Annotated in this window: 13 protein-coding genes and 1 pseudogene; all 14 read left to right on the forward strand. The window is 44.6% G+C overall.

All coding sequences use genetic code 11. The annotated features are described in order from the left end of the window. Positions 1-678: 678 nt before the first annotated feature. The 14 genes and pseudogenes from BUC01_RS07395 (at position 679) to BUC01_RS07455 (ending at position 22,241) form a co-directional block, all read left to right on the forward strand. On the forward strand, positions 679-1,431 hold the full coding sequence (locus BUC01_RS07395; RefSeq protein ID WP_025832583.1) for a NigD1/NigD2 family lipoprotein: 753 nt from the start codon (positions 679-681) through the stop codon (positions 1,429-1,431). A gap of 201 nt (positions 1,432-1,632) precedes the next feature. Then, a complete protein-coding gene (guaA, locus tag BUC01_RS07400; protein ID WP_025832582.1) occupies positions 1,633-2,940 on the forward strand; it encodes a glutamine-hydrolyzing GMP synthase in 1,308 nt (435 codons plus the stop codon). Between the two features lie 432 nt (positions 2,941-3,372). Further along, positions 3,373-3,570, forward strand: coding sequence for a hypothetical protein (locus BUC01_RS25665; protein ID WP_025832581.1), 198 nt, complete (start codon positions 3,373-3,375; stop codon positions 3,568-3,570). Beyond that, a pseudogene (locus tag BUC01_RS07405) lies at positions 3,536-3,808 on the forward strand (transposase); the annotation flags it as partial. The gene BUC01_RS25665 and the pseudogene BUC01_RS07405, both read left to right, overlap by 35 nt. Positions 3,809-4,242: 434 nt before the next feature. Continuing rightward, positions 4,243-5,247 carry a LacI family DNA-binding transcriptional regulator gene (locus tag BUC01_RS07410; RefSeq protein WP_025832578.1) on the forward strand — a complete coding sequence of 335 codons (1,005 nt, stop codon included), beginning with the start codon at positions 4,243-4,245 and terminating at the stop codon, positions 5,245-5,247. Between the two features lie 70 nt (positions 5,248-5,317). After that, positions 5,318-7,105 carry an L-fucose isomerase gene (locus BUC01_RS07415; protein WP_073313166.1) on the forward strand — a complete coding sequence of 596 codons (1,788 nt, stop codon included), beginning with the start codon at positions 5,318-5,320 and terminating at the stop codon, positions 7,103-7,105. 14 nt (positions 7,106-7,119) lie between these two features. Then, entirely contained in the window at positions 7,120-8,343 is a 1,224-nt protein-coding gene (locus BUC01_RS07420; RefSeq protein WP_025832576.1) for a DUF6786 family protein, read from the forward strand. A 29-nt stretch (positions 8,344-8,372) separates the two neighbouring features. Next, positions 8,373-9,806: an L-fucose:H+ symporter permease gene (fucP, locus tag BUC01_RS07425; protein ID WP_025832574.1), complete on the forward strand. Its 1,434-nt coding sequence runs from the start codon at positions 8,373-8,375 to the stop codon at positions 9,804-9,806. Positions 9,807-9,833: 27 nt separating this feature from the next. Then, a complete protein-coding gene (locus tag BUC01_RS07430; protein ID WP_073313168.1) occupies positions 9,834-11,018 on the forward strand; it encodes a glycoside hydrolase family 172 protein in 1,185 nt (394 codons plus the stop codon). Positions 11,019-11,257: 239 nt separating this feature from the next. Further along, positions 11,258-14,437, forward strand: a complete 3,180-nt coding sequence (locus tag BUC01_RS07435) for a SusC/RagA family TonB-linked outer membrane protein (RefSeq protein ID WP_073313170.1) — start codon at positions 11,258-11,260, stop codon at positions 14,435-14,437. A 10-nt stretch (positions 14,438-14,447) separates the two neighbouring features. Then, positions 14,448-16,493 carry a RagB/SusD family nutrient uptake outer membrane protein gene (locus BUC01_RS07440; RefSeq protein ID WP_073313182.1) on the forward strand — a complete coding sequence of 682 codons (2,046 nt, stop codon included), beginning with the start codon at positions 14,448-14,450 and terminating at the stop codon, positions 16,491-16,493. Positions 16,494-16,518: 25 nt separating this feature from the next. Then, positions 16,519-19,332, forward strand: a complete 2,814-nt coding sequence (locus tag BUC01_RS07445; RefSeq protein ID WP_034524377.1) for a SusC/RagA family TonB-linked outer membrane protein — start codon at positions 16,519-16,521, stop codon at positions 19,330-19,332. Between the two features lie 19 nt (positions 19,333-19,351). Next, positions 19,352-21,055, forward strand: coding sequence for a RagB/SusD family nutrient uptake outer membrane protein (locus BUC01_RS07450; RefSeq protein ID WP_073313185.1), 1,704 nt, complete (start codon positions 19,352-19,354; stop codon positions 21,053-21,055). 13 nt (positions 21,056-21,068) lie between these two features. Beyond that, positions 21,069-22,241 carry a hypothetical protein gene (locus tag BUC01_RS07455; RefSeq protein ID WP_025832563.1) on the forward strand — a complete coding sequence of 391 codons (1,173 nt, stop codon included), beginning with the start codon at positions 21,069-21,071 and terminating at the stop codon, positions 22,239-22,241. Positions 22,242-22,333: the final 92 nt, after the last annotated feature.

A 22,333-nucleotide genomic window follows, 5' to 3' on the forward strand; every position in this document is an offset into this window, starting at 1 on the left:
CACATGGTGTATATGCCATTTTATGGGAAGAACCCTAAATTGTCTTTCTATAAAATGGCATATTCTTTTCTTTATCTCACAGAGGTTTTTAATATATTTGTCAGCACTCCGTCACTGTTGGTATAAGAAGCAGATATATAGGATGTTATTTGTGCTGATGACAGTGACGACAAGTGCTGATAAATGTTTTGTCGTCACTCTTTTCGTTCTGTTTGTTTACAAAATATCCGATTAATATCCTTGTAATCAGGTTATAATGCTGTTTTTTACATTTGTGGTTGATATTGGTGCGAATGCTCTGTTCTTGTTGATATACTATGGGACTTCATTGCTTCGAAATGAAGTCACTGCTCCCAGTTCTACACACATGAAGTTTGTTTCCTATAGTGGGATGGCAGTTCCCCTTCATGGGTACGACAGTTCCCCTTCATGGGAACGACAGTTCCTCTTCATGGGAACGACGGTTTCCCTTCATGGGAACGATGGTTTCCCTTCATGGGAACGGTCGTTCCTTTTTATAGGCACTGCATTATCTCTTTATAGACACTGTATTATCTGCTTATCTCTATCTAAAAGACATTATTGTTAATTAACAATATGCGATGCAGTCTTTCTTTCAATATCTCATTTCTATAACGTAGAAAGTTATTTTTAATGTTTAATTGGAGGAACCAAACTATGAAATTTAATTCTGTATTTAGTAAAGCACTTTTGATTACGGGGGCTATAGTTTGTACTATAGGTTTACAGTCCTGTCTGGACGACGATGATAACAATTATTATTACCTAAGATATCCGAACGCCCTTGTAACAGTGAAGAGTGACGCTGAGGGTTCGATGTTTTTGCAGTTGGATGATAAGACAACCTTGTTGCCGACCAATGTGAAAAAATCTCCTTTTGGGGATAAAGAAGTCAGAGCGTTGGTGAATTATGATGAAGTAGACGAATCGAGCGGCGATTACAATAAAGCCGTCCATATCAACTGGATAGACAGTATCCTTACAAAACCCATCGCACCGGATTTGGGAGAAGAAAATGATGAGGTGTATGGCACTGACCCTGTGGAGATTATAAACGATTGGGTGACTCTTGCAGAAGACGGTTATCTGACGCTTCGTTTCAGGACTGTATGGGGAGGTCAGAAAAAACATTTCGTGAACCTGTTGCTGAGCCAGGGCTCGGAAAATCCTTATGAAGTAGAGTTCCGTCATAATGCGTATGGCGATGTCTATGGAACAACAGACGACGGGCTGGTTGCCTTTAAGTTGGACGGACTGCCCGATACAGAAGGTAAAACGGTTAAACTGAAGCTGAAATGGAAGTCATTCAGTGGTGAGAAGTCAGCGGAATTTGATTATTGCACCCGTAAATCCGTTACACCGAGTAACCCGGAGGCGGCAGCGGTAAGAAGTAATTTGAAATTAGAATAGTTTTTTTCGTGAAACTGTGATTGATAAGTGGAAGGATGTCCGTAGTTTTGGGCATCCTTCCTTTTTTTATGCTCAATTTCGTTTGAAATGAAACTTTAGAGAATCAATGTATTGCCGCTTTTTTTTTAATCTTTATATTTGCGGATGAATTGAAAGTAAAGTCAAACTATTAGCAATATAATAATTAAAAAACGAAATCAGATGAAACAGGACATGATTGTCATCCTTGACTTGGGTAGTCATGAGAATACGGTATTGGCTCGCGCCATCCGTGCATTAGGAGTGTATAGTGAGATTTATCCTCACGACATCACAGTGGAAGAATTGAAAGCATTGCCCAACGTAAAGGGCATTATTATCAATGGCGGACCGAACAATGTGATTGATGGCGTGGCTATCGATGTGAATCCGGGTATCTATTCGATGGATATTCCAGTGATGGCCGCCGGTCATGATAAGGCAACGTGTGAAGTGAAACTGGCAGCGTTTACCGATGATATCGAGGCGATTAAAGCTGATGTAAAATCTTTCGTTTTCGATACTTGCAAAGCTGAAGCCAACTGGAATATGACAAACTTTGTCAACGACCAGATTGAATTGATTAAACGTCAGGTAGGCGATAAGAAGGTTCTGCTGGCTTTGTCCGGTGGAGTCGACAGCTCCGTGGTAGCTGCTTTGCTGCTGAAAGCGATTGGCGACAACCTGGTATGCGTGCATGTAAACCACGGTTTGATGCGTAAAGGTGAATCGGAAGATGTAGTCGAAGTGTTCAAAAATCAATTGAAGGCGAATCTCGTTTATGTAGATGTTACCGACCGTTTCCTGGATAAGCTGGCAGGCGTGGAAGATCCGGAACAAAAGCGTAAGATTATCGGTGGTGAGTTTATCCGTGTGTTCGAGGAAGAAGCGCGCAAGTTGGATGGTATCGACTTTTTAGGTCAGGGCACCATTTATCCGGATATTGTGGAAAGCGGAACGAAGACAGCTAAAATGGTGAAATCTCATCATAATGTAGGCGGGCTTCCCGAAGACCTCAAGTTCCAGTTGGTAGAACCCTTGCGTCAATTATTCAAAGATGAAGTCCGTGCTTGTGGCTTGGAATTAGGCTTGCCTTATGAGATGGTTTACCGTCAACCTTTCCCCGGTCCCGGTTTAGGGGTACGTTGTTTGGGGGCCATCACGCGCGACCGTTTGGAGGCTGTCCGTGAGTCCGACGCCATTCTGCGCGAAGAATTCCAGATTGCCGGATTGGATAAGAAGGTATGGCAATACTTTACGGTAGTGCCTGACTTCAAGTCTGTGGGTGTACGCGATAATGCCCGTTCTTTCGACTGGCCGGTTATTATCCGCGCCGTTAATACGGTAGATGCCATGACGGCCACCATTGAGCCTGTGGATTGGCCCATCCTGATGAAAATCACTGATCGTATTCTGAAAGAAGTGAAGAATGTGAATCGTGTTTGTTACGATATGTCGCCGAAACCGAATGCGACGATAGAGTGGGAATAAAAGAATGAAATAAAAATCGCCCCCGGAAGTTGGAAAAATGAACTGCACTCCAAAAGTTGGACACAAAACTTTAGGAGTGCAGTTTTTTTATGCGACATTCATTTGAAGAAAAGCTCAATATCGTTAGCAGAATCAAAAGCGATAACCCCATTGAGTCTCTTGGTCGGTTGGGTATATCCCCCATAGATATCCGTACATAGGTACGCCGATATGATAAATATGGTGAATCTATGGCAAGACTGAAGAAAAAACAGCATTAACAGACTGGAAAAGCTACAGGCCGAGAACCTTCGCCTGCGAGCCGAAAACACGATACTAAAAAAGTGAAAGCCTTAGTCGAGGAAGAAGAAGCCCGGGGCGGATCAATGGGCACAAGTCATCGACGAATTAGGGTCAGAATATTCTCTCAATTTATTGCTTGAATTAAGAAAGATGGTTTGTTTAGTGTTTTACTATCATTATAGTCGTTTAAAGGTTGCTAATAAATATACTATTGAAGAAGATGAGATTAAAAAGATTTCTTACAATATCTCCAAAAGTCCTATTTTGGAGATAGTATATGATATGCTTGATAAAGCTTTTAAGCGTTTTGGTGCACTATCAGCACTTTGGGTACCGAAAATGTCTTGAAGAGCATGGTATAATACAGAGCATGTCACGGAAAGACAACTGCCTTGACAACGCAATGGCTGAGAATATCTTTGGTATAATGAAATCTGAATTTCTTTATGTCGAGAAGTTTGAATCAGTTGAAGACTTCGTGAAAGTTTTAGAGGAATATATAGAGTATTACAATAATAATAGAATCAAATCAAGATTAAAAGGAAGGAGCCCGATGCAATATCGAACTCTTTATTTATCTTGCTAATTTATAAACAGTCCGACTTTTTGGGGGCACTTCAATTTTCTTAAGGAGGCATTACTGAATATTTTCAGGGGGAAGAATCACTTTGGTTTCAGGGGGGCAGCTTACGCTGAATTTTCCAACATCATTGTCGAAGCAATTATGGAAAAATGGGCTGTCTTTTATCTATTGTTATGACCTAATATCACCTCCTTATCAGCTCACTTATAGATCTTTGTTTGTGTGGAGAAAGGGCTGTGCAACGAAATATGTGGGAAGCTCCAATTGGAGAATATATAATGAAAACAGTTCGAAAATCCCATGAATGTATTGCTTCTTAAAAAAAAACTATAACGAATTAGCGGAAAAGCTTGTATAATTGAAATATAATATTTATGTTTGTGCTGTGATAAATAACTAATATTACAAATTCCAAAATAAAGCTACCTATAAAAGATATGTTGCCACTAAAAAAAATATCGTTAAAGGATATTGCTGAAGCTGCAGGTGTTTCAACAGCATTGGTTTCATTCGTCTTGAATGGCAAGAAGAAGGAATATCGCGTGGGAGAAGAAACTGCCCAACGCATATTGAAGATTGCCAATGAAATGAATTACCAGCCTAATCTTGCTGCGAAGAGTCTTCGAAGCGGTAAGACGAAGACAATCGGATTGGTGGTTTCTGATATTTCCAACCCATTTTTTTCCCAATTAGCACGTGTATTGGAAGATGAGGCAACCAAACGGGGATATACTGTACTTTTTGGAAGTTCAGACGAGGATAAGGATAAGATGAACCGTGTTGTCAGTAACCTTATTAATAAAGGTGTAGATGGGCTGATAATCGTTCCTTGTGACAACTCCGAGAAATCCATTGCTTCACTTGTGAACAATAATGTTCCTATTGTTCTGTTCGACCGTTATTTCCCGGAAATTAATGTCAGCTATGTTGCTCTGAATAATTTCAATGCCTCCTATGTTTTAACCAGACATCTTTTGAATGCAGGCTACAATGCTCCATGCATGGTGGCTTATGATGTTAACCTAATCCATATGAAGGAACGCGTCCGTGGTTATAAGAAGGCCATGGATGATGCCGGGAAAAAACATCTGATTAACGTGATATTCTTGAAGCAGGACACTCCCAGGAAATCGGCAGACCGTCTGCTTCCCAAAATGATTGACGGGGGTGTGGATGCTTTTTTATTTGCCACCAACATGATTTCTTTATCCTGCCTGTATACTATAAAGGACATGGGAGAGGAGGTTATAAGCAAAATCGGTTTAGTCGGTTTTGACGGCAATCCGGTATTTGACTTTTTTAACGCTCCCATATCCTATATTCAGCAGCCTATAGAAACTTTGGTGCAGAAAGCGCTTGGGATTCTGATAGATAATATAGCGGGAGGTAATACGGTACAGTCAGTACTTGCCGAAGGGGAATTTGTGGAAATAACTCTTTAGATATTTTTTTTACATGCTTGCTTAAACGATTAAATGCTTTTTGAATTAATCCAAATAAATTAGTTGAACCATGAAAAATTCAAGATTAATTGGTGGAAAGCCGAAAATTGGTATTCGACCTATCATTGATGGTCGTCGCGGAGGCATTCGTGAGTCATTGGAAGACATGACCATGACCATGGCTCATAAGGTGGCCGAACTTTACTCTTCTGTTTTGTGTCATGGCGACGGTACTCCCGTGGAATGTGTCATTGCAGATACAACTATCGGTGGGGTGGCTGAAGCCGCTATGGCAGCTGAAAAATTCCGTAACAATGGCGTGGGCGTGGTACTTTCCGTAACCCCTTGCTGGTGCTATGGATTCGAGACTATTGATATGGACGGGGAAATGCCGAAAGCCATCTGGGGCTTTAACGGTACGGAACGTCCGGGTGCGGTTTATCTGGCTTCAGCATTGGCAAGTCATACACAGAAGGGATTGCCTACCTTTGGTATTTATGGACGTGATGTGCAGGAAGTCACCAATATGGAAATACCCGAAGACGTAAGGGAAAAACTGTTGCGTTTCGCCCGCGCAGGTATCGCTGTAGCCACGATGAAAGGCAAGTCCTATCTTTCAATCGGCAGCGTATCCATGGGGATTGCCGGTTCTATTCCTAATCCTGATTTCTTTCAGGAATATCTGGGCATGCGCAATGAGTATGTTGATGCTAGTGAGATTGAACGTCGTGTCCAGCTGGGCATTTATGACCATGAAGAGTTTGAACGTGCCATGGGGTGGACGGAGAAGTATTGCAAGAGTAATGAAGGAACGGACTTTAATCCGGAACATCTGGTATATTCCCGTGAAGAAAAAGATGCACGTTGGGAATATGTGGTGAAGATGACTCTCATTTTTCGTGATATGATGATCGGTAATCCCAAACTAGCGGAGATGGGATTCAAGGAAGAGGCAATGGGACACAACGCGATTGCCGCTGGTTTTCAAGGGCAGCGCCAATGGACGGACTATAAACCTGACGGCGACTTTTCAGAAGCTATCTTGAACACGTCTTTCGACTGGAATGGTATCCGTGAAGCATTTACTTTCGCTACGGAAAACGATACGCTGAACTGTATTTCCATGCTGTTCAACCATCTCTTGACAAATACGGCGCAGATATTTGCAGATGTACGCACTTATTGGAGTCCGAATGCGGTGGAACGCGTAACGGGCAAGAAACTGGAAGGCAAGGCAGCGAATGGTTTTATCCATCTTATCAACTCCGGTTCTTGTACGCTTGACGGAACCGGTTGTCAGACACGTGACGGTAAGCCGGTAATGAAACCCTTTTGGGAAATTACGGAAGAAGAGGTGGAAACTTGCCTTGCAGTAACCAAGTGGCATCCGGCTAGTCGTGAATATATGCGTGGCGGCGGTTATTCTTCACAGTTCGTGACTCGTGGTGAGATGCCTGTAACGATGTGCCGACTGAACCTTGTAAAAGGCCAGGGCCCGGTTCTGCAGATTGCTGAAGGTTGGACCGTCAATCTGGATGAGGATGTTTTCAAGGCTATCAATGAGCGTACCGACCGTACATGGCCTTCCACCTTCTTTGCTCCTCGCCTGACAGGTAAGGGGTATTTCCGTGACGTATATACCGTTATGAACAACTGGGGAGCCAACCATGGCGCTATCAGTTACGGACATATAGGTGCCGATCTGATTACTTTGGCTTCCATGCTCCGTATACCGATATGCATGCACAACGTTCCTGAGGAAAACATTTTCCGTCCCAGTGCATGGTCTGCCTTTGGTGAAGATATGGAAGGCAGCGATTACAGAGCCTGCAAGAATTACGGACCTCTCTATAAATAAAGGAAACAAGCATTATGTTGAAATCAACCAAACTGAAAAATACTCTGCTGGTAGGTGCAGCTACAATACTTGTATCATGCGGTGGACAAAAAGAAATAAAGATGGGAAGTTATGCTTATGATGCTCGGTTTTTGAAAGACCATGGCATTGAATATACTGAATTGGTATCTGCTGACGGAAATTCCAAGGTAATGATCGTTCCGGCATGGCAGGGCCGTGTTATGACTACTTCTGCTTCAGGTGATGAAGGTGACAGCTATGGCTGGATCAACTACCGTTTCATAAATGAAGGCAAGGTCAGTTCCCAGTTTAATCCGGTAGGTGGTGAAGAGCGCTTCTGGCTTGGTCCTGAAGGCGGTCCGTTCTCTCTTTATTTTAAAGAAGGCCAAGAACAGGTCTATGACAATTGGGTAGTTCCTGCAGTGATTGATACGGAAACTTTCGACATCAAGTCACAAAGCGACAGCAGTATCCGTTTTGTGAAAGATACCCGTTTGGCGAATGCTTCCGGTACTACTTTCGATATGAATATTGACCGTACTGTGTCGTTGATGGATGCTGGTGAAGTGGCTGCGGATTTTGACATCGAACTTGCAGGCGACATGAAGATGGTAGCTTACAAGAGCGAGAATAAAATTACCAATACGGGGGACAATGCGTGGACAAAAGAAGGTGGACTGGTATCTGTATGGATGCTCGGTTGTTTTAATCCCACGCCGACCACTACTGTATTCATTCCTTATAAGGAGGATGCTGAAGGGGTTATCGTGAATGACGAATATTTTGGCAAGATTCCTGCAGACAGGCTGATAAAGGAAAACGGTATCATCTATTTCAAGATTGACGGACTCTATCGCTCCAAACTGGGATTGCCGGCTTCACGCGCAACGGATTTATGCGGAAGCTATGATTCGTCGAAAGGCGTGCTCACCATATTGTGGTGCAGTCTTCCTGAAGCCCCTTCAACTTATGTAAACGGCCAATGGGGACCCCAGGAAGATCCGTTTGCCGGTGACGTAATCAATTCTTATAATGACGGTCCGGTAGAAGACGGTTCCATCATGGGTCCTTTCTATGAAATCGAGACTTCCTCACCCGGTGCGGAGTTGGCTCCCGGCGCATCGTTAGTTCATACACAGAAAGTAATTCATATACAGGGCAAGGATGAACAACTGGTTCCTATCGTGCAGAAATTGTTCGGAGCGGACTTGAATGTAATCAAGACAAAGTTTCAATAGGGTAATTATATAAAAATAGGAGAATTCGTATGGAATCGAATAAGATAATACCGAAAGGGATCCTCTTCCCGTTCATCCTGCTCACTACGCTTTTCTTTGCCTGGGCTGTGCCGAACAATCTTACGGATACCATGCTTGCGGCTTTCAAGCGAATCATGAGCATGAGTGATTCGAAGACGGCCTGGATACAGGTAGTGTGTTATCTGTTGGGATATGGATGCTGTGCTGTTCCCGGTGCCTTGTTCATCAAGAAGTATACTTATAAATCAGGCGTGATGCTGGGACTTGGCCTGTATGCTTTTGGAGCCTTGCTGTTCTATCCTGCCATGCTCAGCTCGGGAGTGAATGTTGATTTCAGCTTCTTTATGTACCTGCTTGCAATCTTCGTTCTTTTTGCCGGACTTTCAATTCTGGAGACATCTACCAATTCCTATGTATTGGCAATCGGTCCTGAAAGTACTGCAACACGCCGTCTGAATCTGTCGCAAGCTTTCAATCCGTTCGGGGCGATTACAGGAGTAGTGATCAGTCAGATTTTCATCCTCTCACAACTGAATGGAATGACGGCGACAGAGCGTGCTCAACTTCCGGTTGAGGAGTTGGTCGCCATCCAGGGACAGGAATTGAGTGCTGTCACTGCGGCTTATGTGGTTCTTGGCCTGGTGATGTTGGTGCTTTTGCTTGCCATCCGGCTTACCAAGATGCCGAACCTCAGCGAGAAAGGGGAAAAGGTGGAATTTGCTGCTACCCTCCGTCGCCTGATAAAGAATAGGAATTACGTATGGGGGGTGGTTGCACAGTTCTTCAATATTGGTGCACAGATAGCTGTATGGTCTTTCGTCATCCGTTATGCCATGCAACAACTCAATTTTGACGGCGTATTGGCTTCTTTAGGCGACTCAGCCTCTGCGGAGGCCGTTGTCAACGCATTGCGTGGTGTAGAACCGGTGGCCGCCGCATTCTATAACGGATGCGAATGGCTCGGATTGGATGACTTGCTGCCGCGTACGGCGGAACAGGCCGCAGCCACTTACTATATCATGTCGCTCATTCTTTTTGTAACCATGAGATTTGTATGTACTGCAATGATGAAGTATGTGAAAGCCTATAAACTTTTGATAGGGCTTGCCCTTCTTGCTGTAATGTGCTGTTTGGGTGCCATGTTCGGTAAGGGAAGCTTCGGAGTCTATTGCCTGATGGGTATTTCCGGTTGTATGTCATTGATGTTCCCGACCATTTACGGATTCGGCCTTACAGGTTTGGGTAATGACACTAAAATCGGTGGTTCATTCATGGTAATGGCTATTGCCGGTGCCGCTGTTCTGACTCAAATCCAGGGTATCGTTTCCGACCAGACAGGTAGTATTATGGCTGCTTATGTTGTACCGGCCGTTGCTTTTGCAGTGATTGCCTATTACGGTTTCTTCATTGCTAGGAAACAGGAAAGTGGGGATTGCATGTAGAAAACTTATAATTTAAAACAAAATATTATGAAAAAAGTGTTTTTATTTTTAACGACTTTAATAAGCTTGTTGGCTCTGACTATTGATGCTTCAGCTCAGATTGATAGAGGAGAATTAGGAAGTCTGACCACAGTCAAAGACGGATTATGTAGCCGTCGGATAAGCAGTGCCGATAAAACCGGTAATAACGGTGACTGCGTAGGGCAGTTTAAACCGGGAGAAAAATGGAGCGTGGAAATTCCCGGAACGGGTGTCATCAACCACATTTGGTTTACTATCGCTCCGACAAGCATCATGAGAAACGATCTTATATTCCGTATTTATTGGGATGGAAACAAATACCCCTCTGTAGAAGCTCCTATCGCTGCTTTCTTCGGAAACGGTTGGGACGAGAAATATGAGTTCATCTCTCTGCCGTTGGCAGTTGGTCCAAGAGATGGTACGGGGCTTGCCTGCTATTTCCAGATGCCTTTCGAGAAGGGAGCACGTCTGGAAATTGAGAACCAAAGTGACGAGCCCTTGACTCACCTCTACTACTATGTGGACTATACCGAGATGGATAAGCTGCCTGCCAATTCAGGACGTTTTCATGCTTGGTTCAACCACGAGACAACCGACGCTCTCCCCGAAGGCGAAACCGAGTGGGGGTTGGTAGGCACTCCGGGTTGCAATGTAGATGGTGCCAACAACTATCTCTTTGCCGATATTAAAGGTAAAGGACACTTTGTAGGTATCAACTACTATATCCACTGTCCGTCGCCTATGTGGTACGGCGAAGGCGATGACCTGATTATCATCGACGATGAACCGAAGAAAGCCTTGAGAGGTACGGGAACGGAAGACTTTTTTAACACTTCTTGGTGTCCGGCAAGTATCTTTACGCATCCCTACTACGGCTATGCTCGTGTGAACCGTGACAACGGTTGGTTGGGAAGAACGCACGCTTACCGCTTTTTTATTGCCGATCCCATCTACTTCAACACCTCTTTCAAAGGTTCTATCGAGCATGGGCACAACAACAACTTGACTCTCGATCTTAGCAGTGTCGCTTACTGGTATCAGTCCGAGGCTCATGAGTTGCCTGCCGCTCCGACTAAAGCCGACAGAGCACCGAAACCATTCATCCGCGACCAAGATATGCATCGTTGGAGACATGAGTGGAGAAAGAACTTCGGCAATGGCTCAAAATTGTGGGGTAATGAAAGAAAGTAAAGTGAATTAAACGAGTATTATGAAAACTATATTTTTTATCTAAATTTAATGTTATAATATTTAATCGTAACTATTCAGTTATACAAACTTGCTATCATTCAATGTATTACAATTAGTAATATGCTTCATTTTGAGCCTTTTTAGACCAAACCCATTAGAGTCTCTAATAAATAAATATTGATAATCAATGAATTAGGGCATCATAGATAGCTGGGTAGTTACATTTAATCTTAACGCTGATGAAAAACAGGAATATGCTACAAAAGTGGCTTATCATTCTTTTCTTAGGCTTGATAACCCAAGCGGTTTCCGCACAGAACGTCAATGTACATGGTGTTATTAGTGATGAAACTGGAGAAACAATGATAGGTGTATCAGTATTGGTTAAAGGGACATCAACCGGAGTAGTAACCGATATAAACGGTCATTTCTCGCTTTCTGTTCCAAAGAACAGTGTTTTGTCGATTTCTTATATTGGATATAAAAGCCAGGAAATCTCCGTAAATGGAGCTAAAAAACTGAACATAGAGATGGAGCCGGAGGCTCAAAACCTGGAGGAAGTCGTTATCGTAGCTTACGGACAACAAAAGAAAGTTTCGGTTACAGGCTCTATGTCAAGTATCAATAACGAAGCGTTGCTGAAGTCTCCGTCGGCATCTTTGGGTAACGCCATTTCCGGTAAGTTGCCGGGTCTTTCTACGGTACAATATTCAGGTCTTCCCGGTGCTGATGACCCTGTGATTTTGATTCGAGGTCAATCTTCATTCAATGGTTCATCGCCTTTGGTTTTGGTGGACGGTGTAGAACGTTCGTTCACGCAGATTGACCCGAATGAGGTTGCCGACATCACCGTGTTGAAGGATGCTTCCGCTACCGCTGTGTATGGTGTGCGTGGTGCTAACGGTGTTATTTTGGTAACCACCAAGCGTGGTGAAGTCGGTAGAACTAAAGTATCCGCATCTACCTCATGGGGTATACAGAGCGTAACCAACTTTATTGATATGGCGAACTCTTATACTTATGCTACCGCTTATAATAATGCCCGTATCTCGGATGGTAATCAACCGGCTTTCCAGCCTGCTATTATCGACCACTTTAAGAATCATGATAATCCGCTTCTCTATCCGGACATCGATTGGATAGACTATGTGATGAAAGACCGTGCTTTGCAGAGCCAGCACAACATATCTGTATCGGGTGGTAACCAGGTGGCACGTTATTTCGTGTCAGCAGGTTTCCTCGACCAGGATGGTTTGTTCCGTTCTTTCGATAAGGATTCCAACACCAACTTCTCATACAAACGTTACAACTACCGTGCTAACTTAGACCTTTCTTTAGGTAAATATCACGAACTCTCTATCAACCTCGGTGGTCGTGTTGAGAACAAGCACAGTCTTAGCAGTTCGGAGGAACGTATCTTTGTCTATTTGATGGATGCGCAGCCTTTCTCCGGTGCTGGTATTATAGATGGCAGATGGGTACTCGCTAATAGAGATCTTATCGACCCGACGGGTCTTGAAAATATTGTGAGCGGCATCGACGGTTTGGACACGTTCTATGGTCAGGGTTATACTTTTTCCTCTACCAATGTGTTGAATGCCGATATCATCTACAAATTGAACATGGATTTCCTGACCACGGGATTGGATTTCCGTATAAAGGCTTCTTACAACTCTTCTTATGGGCAAACAAAGGACCGTACATGTGGTAAACCTGCTTCTTTCCGCCCTTATCTCACAGAGAATGGCGAAGTTGTTTATCAACGTTCAGGTGACTACTGGAATCCGGGTTACAGTGAGTCTGCATGGTCCAACCGTGACTGGTATGCTGAGGCAAGCTTCAACTACAACCGCACGTTTGGCTACCACAACGTAGGCGCTTTGTTGTTGTACAACCAGTCTAAGATCTACTACCCCGGTTCTTATACTTCTATCCCCTATGGCTATGTAGGTTTGGTTGCACGTGCCACTTACGACTACAAGCACCGCTATATGATCGATGCTAACATGGGTTATAACGGTTCTGAGAACTTTGCCGAAAGCAAGCGTTTCGGTTTCTTCCCCTCTTTATCTGTCGGTTGGGGCATTTCTGAAGAGAAATTCTGGAAACCCATCAAGTCAGTGATCTCTTACTTGAAGATACGTGCCTCTGTCGGTACCGTAGGTAACGACAACTGTCAAGGCCGTCGTTTCCTCTATTTGCCTTCTGCATGGGGTATCTGGAACGGATATTTCTCCAGCATGGGAAACTACCAAGGTTATAACTTCGGTACCACGAACAATACTTTCTTGAACGTGGCACGTGAGATGTCTTCTTCTTCACCTGATGTAACTTGGGAAACCGCAGTGAAGTATAACATAGGTTTCGATGCCAAGTTTTATAAAGACAAAATCGGTTTGAATGTTGACTTGTTTAAGGAGAACCGTAAGGATATTCTGATTTCCAATGTGAATATGATTCAGTCACCTACGGCTGTCCGTCCTTCTTACATCAACTACGGTCGCGTAAAGAACCACGGTTACGAGGTGACTTTGTCTTACTCCGACAAGATTGGCAAGGATTTCTCCTTCACCGTCTCTCCGTCGGTATCTTATGCCAAGAATAAAATTCTTGAATGTTCTGAGTTGAAGCGTAAAGACAAGTTGGTGAAAGCCGACAGTTATATAGGTCGTAAATTAGGTTTGACCGAAGACCAGGTGGTTTCTCCGGACTGGACCTATTCAACCGGTCATGCCATTGGTGCCCGTCGGGGATATGTTTTCTTCGGCCTTTACGAAGAAGGTGTAACCGAAGAGGCTTACCGCAACGCTTATGGAACGGATATCCCTCAACAGTTGGTTCCTGATTTGAAAAACGGTGATGCTGTTTATGTTGACTTGGACGGTGATGGTTTGATTTTGGAAGAGTACGACCAGATTTACTCTGAAATTACGGATAATCCGAAATATGTATTCTCTTTGAACTTCGATTTCCGTTATAAGAATTTTGACTTTACTATGTTGTGGACGGGAGCTGGCCAGGTGAACCGTATCCTGCAAGGTCCTTACCGTAACCCTTTCGGTGAATCTCATCGTTCCGCTTTGATGCAGTGGGTGTATGATAACTCTTGGTCAGAGGATAACCCTGGCGGACATCTGCCGCGTCTTACCTTTACCAATGAGAAGCAGAACCGTGCTAACTCCGATCTTTGGTATCAAGATGCCCGTTACGTCCGTTTGAAGAACTTGGAGATTGGCTATACGCTGAGAAACAAGTCTTGGTTACCGAAAACCACGAATATGCGTTTCTACCTGAACGGAACCAATTTGTTGACATTTACTCCGTTTGATGCCAACGACCCCGAAAATACAGGCGGTGGTTCTGGATTTAGATACCCGCTGATGCGTGTTGTTAATTTAGGCTTGAAAGTTAACTTCTAAATAATTGTATATGAAAAAAATAAATTCAATAAAATCCATACTGCTGTTGGCGATCATCTCTTTTGTGGGTGTAGGTTGTGTGGACGAAATTAAGTTTGGAAACGCGTTTTTGGAGAAGGCTCCGGGAGAAGACGTGAACGAAGATGTTATCTTCTCCAAGAAGGTATATACAGACTATTTGTTGTGGCAGTGCTACGAGGGACTTTTTACTCCATTTAAGAATTGCTATGCAGGTAATGGACAATTTGAAACCTTGTCCGATATCATGCACTCTGAAGAGGGATGGGACTCTATGGGGCGTTTCCATTATACGGGCGTTTTGTCTGCCTCCAACGCTAACCCGGGTTGGTTGGTTGCCCGTGCGGCTTACATTACATCGGGGGGGATGGAGAATATGAGTAATACTGCTTTCCGCTGTATTTGGACCGGCATACGCGACTGTTGCTTGCTGTTGGATAACGTCGACCGCGTGCCCGATATGACCGATGCGGAAAAGGCACGTTACAAAGCCGAAGCGAAAGTGATTATGGCAAGTAAATACTTTGACGGTATTCACAATTTTGGTGGTCTGCCTATCGTTGACCATGCGCTCGCCGTAGACGAGGTCTTGGAAAAACCGCGTTCTACCATTGAGGAAACTGTAACATTTGTTGTTCGTTTGCTGGATGAAGCCATCGCTGAACCTGAATTGCCGTGGAACATTCCCGCTTCAGAATTGGCTACTTGGGCAGGACGTGTTACCAAAGCTTCGGCATTGGGTATTAAGGCAAAATTGTTGAACTATGTGGCAAGCCCCATTTTCAATAGTGATACTCCGTATTGTACTGAAGAGCCTCAAGAGGCTGTTAACGCCCTTCAGGTGTGGTATGGTAATTACGACGTGAAGCGTTGGGAAGCTGTGGTAGATGCGTGTGAAGAGTTCTTCCGGATGAATTCCGCTAACGGTAACTATTACCAGTTGGAAGAGGCAACTACTCCCGATGAAGCAGGCTATCGTGCCGCTTTCCGTAAGGCATACCGTGCCCGTGGCAACAGAGAGTCTCTGCTTGAAGTACATGACCGTGTATATATGTTGGAGTGGGATAACCAGCCCGGCGGTTTCTGGCATGATGGTGGTATCGCTCCTACCTTAGAGTGGATGGAAATGTTCCCGTGGGCTGATGGTAAGAACTACGACGGACAGAAATATTACAATCAAAGACCCGCGCAGAGGGATATCTTCGAAAACCGTGATCCCCGTCTGTATGAATCTATTGTCGTACAAAAGCGTGACTATAAACATCAGATTTATGGTGAGGATAACCCCATACAGCTGTGGGAAGGTGGTGAGTTCTTGACTTCCGGCGCAAGATATAATTGTAAGCCTTGGGGATTGCCTACTTATAAATTTGTATTGGACTTGGGTGATGCTATTCAAGGTGGTAAAGGTACTATTGATAAAGAACCTTTCCAAACCTCTTATATTCGTTTGGCCGAACTCTATCTGATTTACGCTGAGGCATTGGCAGAGACTGGTAACAACGTAAAGGCATTGGAGCAAATCAACAAGGTAAGAGCCCGTGTAGGTTTAGGTAAACTCGAAGTAATGAACCCCGAATTGAACTTGACTACCAATAAGGAGAATTTGATTAAGGAAATCATGCGTGAACGTGCTTGTGAGTTAGGATTTGAGTATGAAAACCGCTTGCACGACATGAATCGTCGTGTTATGGAAAAAGACTTTAAGAAACATCTGCATGGAATCCACATCTATCGTTTGGATGATGATAATGATTTGGTGTTGGAGAAATGGACGAAAGATAGCGGCGATCCTTTCCCGACCAAATTCTTATATGTGCCATATGACCTGAATGAAGGAGATGCTACAGCTGTAGGTTATACTATAATAAAAGATGGAAAGGAGTCAAAGATAGAATCACCTACGGGAATGACTGCAAACCCGCGTTTTGTTTGGGATAACCCCGGACGCTGGTCCAACAAGTGGTTGCTCGTTCCGCTGCCACCTGATGAAATTAATAAGAACTATGGTTTAACACAGAACCCGGGATGGTATTAAAATCTTAATTCTAAAATAGCAAACAATGAATAGAAAACATAAAACACTAAAGTGGAGCATAGCTTTGGTATCGTCTATGCTCGCTTTAAACCTGTCAGCGCAAAGTTCGCTTATAGACTACCAGTCCGATAAAGTTGATTTAGGAATGGGTGTTGAGCAGAGCCAGATGTTGACTACCGCTTCTGTGGAGGTGGTTAGTGGCGATGAGTTGCAAAAAACGGCCGCCATCTCTTTGAAAGAGGCTCTTTATGGAAAATTGCTGGGACTTACGGTGTTGCGTCCGGGCGGAACGGTCAGTGACTATGGTTCCGGAGCAGTACTCAACATTCGTGGTCAGCAGACTACGACCGAGAATGGCGTATTGGTGCTGGTAGACGGGATTGAGCGTTCTATCGAATATTTGACCGTTGACGAGGTAGAATCGGTTACGGTATTGAAAGATGCAGCCGCTGTGGCTCTCTTGGGCTATCAGGGCGTGAACGGTGCTATCTTGGTGAAGACCAAGCGTGGTGTGGAAGGACGTCAGATTTCCGTATCTTACGACCATAAGTTTACGTTCAATCCAAGAGTGGCTAACTTTGTAGATGCTCCTACCTACGCCAACGCTTTGAACCAGGCGCGTGCCAACGACGGTTTGGCACCGATGTACAACGATTATGAGTTGCAGGCTTTCGCTGACGGTACTCATCCCTACTACTATCCGAATGTTGACTGGAAGAAAGAGGTATTCAAGAACTACGGTTCAGAAGACCAATTCAATCTATCCATGAAGGGCGGTAACCAGAAGCTGAAATATTTCTCTATGTTGGATTATACCGACAGCCGTGGTTTGTTGGATAAAACAGATCAGGAGCAATACTCTTCACAGATGAGATTCTCTAAAGCCAGTATCCGTACCAACTTGGACGTGCAGTTTACTCCGACGACCAAGTTCGTCTTGAATGCGGTGGGTAGTTTCGTAGAGACCAAACGTCCTTACGGGGTGACCGAAAACGGTTTGACCGACCTGCTTTATCGTACTCCGGCTTCTGCATTCCCGGTAATGAACGACCCGGAAGGCAAATTGGCAGGAATTTGGGGTGGTAACACCACCTACGGTGCTAACAACGTGGTCGCACAGGTTCGGGCTTCCGGTTTCACGAAGAGCCACTCCCGTTCTTTCCAAGGAGACTTTTCGCTGACTCAGAACCTGGACTTCATCACAAAGGGACTGAATGTATCGGCACGTTTGGGTTACAACAACTTCTCTCAGATTTATGAGACCAACGCGTTGGGTTTTATGTATGGTTACGAGCGTTACCGCTTCGACGAGACCGGCCATCCGACGGAGCTGATAAACTACTCTGCCGGTGACAAAACCAACAACTTGGCCTTCGATCATTGGACCAACCAGCACAACCGTTCTTCTTTCTTGGAAGTTTCGACTGACTATCACACTTCGTTCCGTGACGATGATAACTTCTCTGCCTCGTTGATGTGGCACCAAAAGAACTCCACCCGTAACGGCCAGTATATGACTTTCAACCGGATGAATGTGATGGCTTACCTGCACTACGATTTGAAGCAGAAGTATGTAGCCGACTTGGTATTGGCGATGAACGGTTCTAACCGCTCCTATCCGGAGAAGTGGTCGTTCTCTCCCACCTTGTCTTTGGGGTATGTATTTGCCAACAAGGTGGATAACCGAATATTAAACTTCGGTAAACTGCGTTTCTCAGCCGGTATCCAGCACACCGACTATGTGCCCATTCAGGGATTGTGGCTGGAGAACTATAACGGCAGTGCAGGTAGTTATCTGACAGGTTTAGGTGACGGTTCATGGCAGTGGGGTACGTCTCTCGGTTACCAGCCCACCAAGCACTTTAATTTGGAAACGGCCTATAAGTTCAATTGGGGTGCCGACCTGCGCTTGTTCAAACAGGTGGACGTGAACTTTGACGCTTATTATCAATTACGTGACGATATCCTATTGTCGGGTGACGGTTTGAATTCAGCCGTATTCGGTAGACCTTCCGCTTACGTAAACTGGGGACGCGTAGCGAGCTACGGTGTTGAACTGGGTGTGAACTGGGTTAAGCAGGTGGACAAAGACCTTTCTTTCAACTTGGGTTCTAATCTGACCTGGGGACGTAACAAGCAGAAACGTAACATTGAGAACGTGGCTTATGACTATTTGTCAGCTATCGGTGGACGTATAAACCAGGCATGGGGTCTGGAAGTAGTCGGTTTCTTCGAGGATGAAGCAGATATCGCTGCTTCACCGCAACAGAACTTCGACAATTGCCGTCCGGGTGACTTCAAGTATAAGGATCAGAACGGCGATAACGTCATCGATGAAAACGACGTGGTAAAAATGGGTTACGACACCAGCGTGCCGGAACTGAACTTTTCGTTGAATCTGGGCTTCCGCTACAAGAACTTTGGTGTGAGCGCCATGTTCCAGGGCGCAGGCATGTATACCGCATACTTGGGTACGGTGGGTGTATGGACTCCGATTATCGACGGTGCCAACCTTTCTACAGAGTATTATGACAACTGCTGGGACAGAAGCGAGACCCCGATTTATCCGCGTCTGACTTCACGCACCAACCTTAACAACTACCGTGGTAACGATGTTTGGTACAAAAATGTGAACTTCTTTAAATTGAGAAATTGCGAGGTATATTACATGTTGCCCGAAAATTGGATTTCTAAAGTGAAGATGTCACAGTGCAAAGTGTTTGTCAAAGGAGAGAACCTGATGACTTTGTCTAACCTGAAGGTGATGGACCCCGAGAACATCGGTACCAATTTCCCGACTTTGATGGGGGTTAACTTAGGAGTTTCTGTAAAGTTTTAACGGATAAAGAAAAACAGATATGAATCGAATTAAAAATATATTTTGTGCAGTAATACTCTCCGCATTTGCTGTGAGCTGTGTTGATTTGGACTATACCGAGGTGACTACAGCCGATGAGGAGTGGATATATAAAAGCCCTATGTACGGTATCCAGAAATTGGTGTACAACATCTATGCACGTGTGCCCAATGGTTTCGAAAAAAATTACGAGGGCGGTAGTGGGGCTACGTTGGCGGCTGCCACCGATGAGGCAGAGTGCGCATTGTCTTATTCTTCAGTTCACCGTTTCTACAATGGTGGATGGAATCCTAACAATCCCTTCTCATTTACGTGGAGCAACTCGTATGCGGCTATTGCCGAAGCGAACATCTTCCACGAGAAGCGCGATAAAATCAATTTGGACGAGTATAAGAACAATCTGGACTTCGAAGCTATGAAGAAGAAGTTCGAACTGTTTGAGTATGAGGTTCGTTTTTTGCGTGCTTATTTCTACTTTGAACTGGTCCGTGCCTACGGTGACGTGCCTTTCACGCTGAAAACGTTGACGGTGGAAGAAGCGAATAGAATCGAACGTACTTCAGCCATTACCATCATGGATTGGATTGCAGAAGAGTTGGACGCTATCGTCGAATATCTGCCTATCTCTTTCGCCGATGAGTTGAGCCCGGAAACAGGTCGTGCAAACCGTATGATGTGCTTGGCGCTGAAAGCCCGTACATTGCTTTATAAGGCTTCTCCCTTGTTTAACAAAGAGAATAATAAAGAGTGGTGGCTGGATGCCGCCAGAGCTAATGGTGAGGTTTTACTCCGTGCGCAAGAGTGGGGCATTGGCTTGGACAGGTATTCTAAGATCTGGGGGCCCCGCAACGGTGACGGCATCGAGATGATCTGGGCTATTAAACGTGGTACCAGCAACTATTGGGAATCGTACAACTACCCCATCGGCGTGGAGAATGCCAACGGCGGTATGTGCCCTACTCAAACCTTGGTTGACAACTATGAGTATAACGATGGCAGCAACCAGACCTTTGGCGAGCGTTATTCCAACGCGGTGATTAACCTCACGCAGGAAGACCCCTACGCCGGTTTGGATCCCCGCTTTTTTATGACGGTAGTGAAGAACGGTGATATTTGGCCGAATTACAATCCTAATCCTATCGAAACCTTTATAGGTGGATTGAACGCTGCGCCGATTCATAATTCCACTCCGACAGGCTACTATCTGCGGAAGTATTGCGACCCCAATGTGAGTCTGGCAACGAACAACCCCACCACTTCTCCTCATGCCTGGGTAGCGATGCGTTTGGGTGAGTTCTACCTGAATTATGCGGAGGCAATGTTCCAATACTATGGCGATGCTGAAGTAAAGGGCGAAGGCGACTTCTCTGCTAACGATGCCATCAACCTGTTGCGTGACCGTGCTGATGTGATGATGCCTCACTGGAGCGGAACTCCTGCCAACTGGTTCGAACGCTACAAACGCGAGCGTATGGTGGAGATGGCATTTGAGGATCAACGCTTCTGGGATGTACGTCGTTGGAAGTGCGGTTCGGAACTGAGCGAAATCTCCATTGCCGAATTGCAGAAAAACGCTTCAGGCGACATTATCCTGACACGCAAGCAGGAGCAAAGACGTTGGGAAGATAAGTATTATCTCTTCCCGATTCCTTTCAGTGAGTATAACAAGAATAAGAATTTGGGACAGAACCTAGGTTGGAACTAATAAAGCATAGATTATGAAACAGATTATAAATAAATTGGCTATTCTCTTTTTGGGATTGGTATCCTTTTGTGCTTGCTCAGATGACGACGAAGAGCAGAACGCGAGATTATCTGTGGTGGACTTCTATCCCTCGATCGTGATGGAAGGGATTAACCTGACTGTGGTTGGTACAGACATAGAATCGGTAAAAGAGGTGATTTTCCCCGGTGGCGTTACAGCTACCGATATTACCGTAAAGGACGAATATTCGTTTGAAGTTACTGTACCCGCCGGGGTATCGGAAGAAGCAGCGCCCTTGATTGTGAAAGGAGAGGGTGAGGAAGCTTCCAGTCGTCAAACCATACGTTGCGCCAAACCGGTATTTAATTCTTTCCTGTTCACCGACAAGAAAGGTGCTGCCATCAATACTAAAATGTCGATTTTGGGTAAAGACCTGTTGTTTGTCGATGCCGTGGCTTTTATGGTTAATGGAGAAAAGCGCGTGGTAGAGAACAAGTATTTGCTGCGTAAATCGAACGATGACATCAAATTTATGATTCCTGCCGATTTCAAGATGGGAGATGTAGCGTCACTACAGCTCATCTTCAAGAATGGTGAGACGATGGACTTGGACGAAAAGATTGACATCGTGATACCTTGGCAAAACCCGTTCGCATTGTGCGACCCGATTACGGATGAAACTTTCATGATTACCGATTTCGAACATGAAGATCCTGCAAACGGCGTAAGTGATATAAAGGCAAGCGGATTTGTGGCTGTTCATGAGGAACAATCAGAAGATGACTTCTTCTGGAGCAATACTTATATTTATACGGCAGAAGATACAGGCAGTGGCGATTTATTCATTTGTCATGTGCATGGCAACCGTCCTGATGGTGATTTAAAAATGAATGAGTATGAGATTAAGCTTGACGTGAGAATTGACGAAGGTACGTTTGGTGCTTCTTTGTGGGCTGGTCACGTCGATTTGGGATGGACATGGTGTTGGATTGGTAATTTCTTCCCCGAATCGACCGACGGGAAATGGATAACCGTTAAGCGCAAGATTAAAGATTTAGGTATAGGTGGAGATTTTGATACTGGACATCCTATGGGACAGTGGGCATTAAGCGGTCTGATTGGTCCTTCTCTTCCTGCCGGAGTCAGTTTTGACAACTTCCGTATGGATCCGCTTCCTGAAGATTAATCGTTGCAACATTTATTCATGTCGAATCTGTAAAAAGAGGAGAGTATGAAATAATGATTATAAAGTGGCAACGGAGGTGAATCTCTTTTATC

This window comes from Bacteroides stercorirosoris (assembly GCF_900142015.1).
GTDB classification, from domain to species: Bacteria; Bacteroidota; Bacteroidia; order Bacteroidales; family Bacteroidaceae; genus Bacteroides; species Bacteroides stercorirosoris.